The sequence below is a fragment of the Nonomuraea rhizosphaerae genome, from assembly GCF_019396405.1.
In the GTDB taxonomy this organism is placed as follows: Bacteria; Actinomycetota; Actinomycetes; order Streptosporangiales; family Streptosporangiaceae; genus Nonomuraea; species Nonomuraea rhizosphaerae.
Genome location: NZ_JAHKRL010000428.1, coordinates 1 through 3,366, shown reverse-complemented (window position 1 = coordinate 3,366; position 3,366 = coordinate 1). Strand labels below are relative to the sequence as shown.

Below are 3,366 nucleotides of genomic sequence, written 5' to 3'. Positions count from 1 at the left end.
CCCGCACTGCCATCTGGAGACGTGGGAGCGCACGCGCACGGCCGCGCCGGGCGCCGCCCGCGCGGCCGGCGACACGTACGGCGAGGCGGCCATGCTGCGCGGCCTCGCGCAGGTCTCCCTCTACCAGGACCGGTACGAGGAGTCCGCCGAGGGCTTCACCCGGTCCCGCGCGCTCTTCCACGACCTCGGCGACCTGCGGGCCGAGGCGACCTCGATCTGCGGGCTCGGCGCGGTCAGCCAGTTCAGAGGGCGGCACACGCAGTCGCTCGGGCACTTCAAGCGCGCTCTGGCCATGTTCCTGGCGGCGGACGACCCGCACGGGGAGGCGTTCGCGAGGCAGGCCATCGGCAGGGTCTGCCTCAAGTCCGGAAATCTGGCCATGGCGTCGGAATCGCTGGCGCAGGCCATGCGGCTGGCCCAGGAGCTCGGCGACGCCCACCGCGAAGGGTGCGTGTGCCTGCAGATGGGACACCTGCACAAGGCGATGTCCTTCCACCGGCACGCGCTCGACATCTTCGAGTCGCTCGGCGACCGGCACTGCGGCGCGTACGCCCTGCAGAGCCTCGCCGGGCTCCAGGCCGCGCGCGGTGAATGGGCGCCCGCCTCCGCGGGGTTGGAGCGGTCACTGGAGATCTTCCAGACGCTCGGCGACCGGAGCGGGGAGGCCGCCACCACGCAGATGCTGGGGGAGCTGCACCACTCGGCCGGGCGGGCCGGGCTGGCGCTCGACTACCTCAACCACGCCGACCTGCTGCGCCGCAGCCTGCCGGTGTAGCGCTCACTTGTCGAGGTCGGAGCGGATCACGCTGTACATCACCCCGTCATGCCACTCACCCGCGCGGAACCCGATCCCCCGCAGCACGCCCTCCCGCGTGAACCCGGCCTTCTCCAGCGCCCGTTGCTCGGCCACGTTGCTCACCTCGGTCCCGGCCTGCACCCGGTTGACCGGCGAGTGGTCGAACAGGTAGCGCACCAGCAGCCGCTGCGCCGTCGTGCCGTGCCCCTTGCCGCGGTGCTCGGGCGCCACGATGAGCCCCATCTCCCAGCAGAAGCTGATGCTGGAGGTCGGGAACTTGCGCCAGGACACCAGCCCCAGCCGCTCGTCCCCCTCGACGATCAGCAGCGTGCCGCCCTCGTCGCCGAGCATGCCGTTCTCGTCCCAGAGCCGGCGCAGGCGATGGGGGTTCATGAAGCCGTACCACTGGTGCGTGCCCGAGGCGTCGGGATCACTCATCAGGAGGTTCAGGAACGGCAGGTCGGTCTCCCCGACGGGGTGGAGGGCAATGGTCATGAACCGGACACTATGCGACGGACAAACCGCCTGAGCTTTGACTTTTGCGGCATCTCCCCTCCGCTGAGCGCGGCGAGCGACTCGGCGGCGGTGGGACGCTTGGCGGGCGAGTGGTCGAGCATCGCGCGCACCACGTCGGGGACGCCGGGCCGGTGGACGTCCGGGCCGACGGGCAGCTCGCCGGTGAGCAACTGGTAGGCGATCACCCCCGCCGCGTAGACGTCGGAGGCGGCCGTCATCCTGTCCGGCCGCTCCTGGCACTCGGGGGCGACGTAGTGGGCGTCGAGCACGTTGCCCAGCTCGTGGGCGACGGTGTAGTTGCGCGGCCCCGGCTTGGCGTGGTCGAACCCCGTCAGCACCGCGTGCCCGTCGTCGGTCACCAGCACGCAGGCCGGGGTCAGCGCCCGGTGGATGACGCCGTTGGCGTGCGCGTGCGCCAGGCCGCGCAGCAGGTCCTGGATGACGCCCAGCCGCACGCCGGTGCCCAGGCGCAGGTGCAGCGCCTCGCCGTGCACGTCGTCCAGGACCAGCACGAACCGGCTCTCGTCGTCGATGGCGAAGAAGTCGCGCGAGCGCACCACGCACGGATGCGGCGGGATGCGGGCCAGCGACTGGTAGGCGTTGGCGATGCGCTGCCGCTCGGCCACCCGCGCCTCCTCGTCGGCCAGCGGGTCGGCCTGGTAGACGCGCAGCAGCACGGTCTCGCTGCCCGGCAGCGTGACGTTGAACGCTCGGTACTCGGTCACCTTGGCGTCGCCGCCGAGTTGCTCCTCCACCTCCCAGTTGCCGAACCTGGGCGGGGCGGTGCTGCGCCGTACGGACTGGTTGAGGGCGTCCAGGATCGAGGTCATGTACGGCCCCACGCGGGGGCTGCACCCGCGCCTGACCCGGGAGACGTCGCTCAGCGTGGCCAGCAGCCCGGGCAGGTCGGTCACGTTGACCGCGTCGCGCCCGGCCGGATCGACCAGCTCGGCGTCAGGTGAGGTGAGCACGACGAGGCTGTCCACGTACACCCGTTCCAGCCGCGTGTCCCTGGAGACCAGCAGCCCCTTCAGCGCCTTGGCGGTGCCGCGCAGCTTCGCCACCGGCGAGCCGAACGCCTCCCGGCGCGGCGGGAACCACCGCGTGCCGGACACCTCGACGCGCCCCCGGGTGCCCTTGACGTCCACGACGACCAGCGAGTGGCCGGTCAGCACGAGCAGGTCCACCTCGAAGACGTCCTCGCCGCGCGGGACCTCGACGTTGTGCAGCAGCAGCCAGTCGGCGGGCCCGTGGTCGCGCAGGTACGCGATCACCCGCCGCTCGGAGTCGTTCACCGGACGTCCGCCGCCGACGATCTCTGCCATGCGCTCCATAGTGGCACGATATGTGTTTGACAACATGCTGTCGTCATGACAAGATGTTGTCATGAAGCAGATCATCCACCACGCCGTGTACGACACGATGGCCGACTGGGAGACCGGGCACCTCACCGCCCACCTGCGCAACGGCGCCTACCAGCCCGAGCCCGGCAGGTTCGAGGTGGTCACGGTCGGCCCGGGCGCCGGCCCGATCATCTCGATGGGCGGCATGCGTGTCGTCCCCGACATGGCGATCGGCGACCTCTCGCCGCGCGACAGCGCGCTGCTGATCCTGCCCGGCGCGGAGCGGTGGGACACGGGCGACGACCTGGGGCCGTTCGCCCGCAAGGCCCGCGAGTTCCTCGACGCGGGCGTCCCGGTGGCGGCCATCTGCGGCGCGACCGCCGGCCTCGCCCGCGAAGGGCTGCTAGACGACCGCGCCCACACGAGCGCGGCGCCGCAGTACTTGCAGGCGCAGGAGGGGTACGGCGGCTCCGCCCGGTACATCGAGGCCGACGCGGTCACTGACGGCGACCTCGTCACGGCCGGGCCGACGGAGCCGGTGGCGTTCGCGCGCGAGGTGTTCCGCCGCCTCGACGTCTACCCGCCCAAGGTGCTCGACGCCTGGTACAGGCTGTTCGCCCAGAGCGACGCGTCGGCTTTCGAGGTGCTGATGTCGGCATGACCGGGACCACGTCCCCGGCCCACCGGCCCGCCGCCGCGGATGCGGCGGGT

4 protein-coding genes are annotated in these 3,366 nt (G+C 71.9%); 2 read left to right on the top strand and 2 right to left on the bottom strand.

Going from position 1 to position 3,366, the window contains the following annotated elements; all coding sequences use genetic code 11:
* Positions 1-775: tetratricopeptide repeat protein (locus tag KME77_RS22030; RefSeq protein ID WP_219470747.1), on the top strand; the 775-nt coding region annotated here is incomplete at its 5' end.
* Positions 776-778: 3 nt separating this feature from the next.
* Here KME77_RS22030 and KME77_RS22025 read toward each other — a convergent pair.
* Both KME77_RS22025 and mads6 read right to left on the bottom strand, forming a co-directional pair.
* The gene (locus KME77_RS22025; protein ID WP_219470745.1) at positions 779-1,291 is read right to left on the bottom strand and encodes a GNAT family N-acetyltransferase; all 513 of its coding nucleotides are present in this window, start codon (positions 1,289-1,291) and stop codon (positions 779-781) included.
* Positions 1,288-2,646: a methylation-associated defense system protein kinase MAD6 gene (gene mads6, locus KME77_RS22020; RefSeq protein ID WP_246610465.1), complete on the bottom strand. Its 1,359-nt coding sequence runs from the start codon at positions 2,644-2,646 to the stop codon at positions 1,288-1,290. The genes KME77_RS22025 and mads6 overlap by 4 nt, the downstream gene beginning before the upstream one ends.
* Positions 2,647-2,698: 52 nt before the next feature.
* On the opposite strand from mads6, the gene KME77_RS22015 reads away from it, so the two are divergent.
* A complete protein-coding gene (locus KME77_RS22015) occupies positions 2,699-3,316 on the top strand; it encodes a type 1 glutamine amidotransferase family protein (protein ID WP_219470742.1) in 618 nt (205 codons plus the stop codon).
* Positions 3,317-3,366: the final 50 nt, after the last annotated feature.

What these genes read in the sequence shown, in the direction of transcription:
- mads6 (WP_246610465.1), bottom strand. Translation starts at nt 2,646, where the DNA reads ATGGAGCGCATGGCAGAGATCGTCGGCGGCGGACGTCCGGTGAACGAC.
- KME77_RS22025 (WP_219470745.1), bottom strand. Translation starts at nt 1,291, where the DNA reads ATGACCATTGCCCTCCACCCCGTCGGGGAGACCGACCTGCCGTTCCTG.
- KME77_RS22015 (WP_219470742.1), top strand. Translation starts at nt 2,699, where the DNA reads ATGAAGCAGATCATCCACCACGCCGTGTACGACACGATGGCCGACTGG.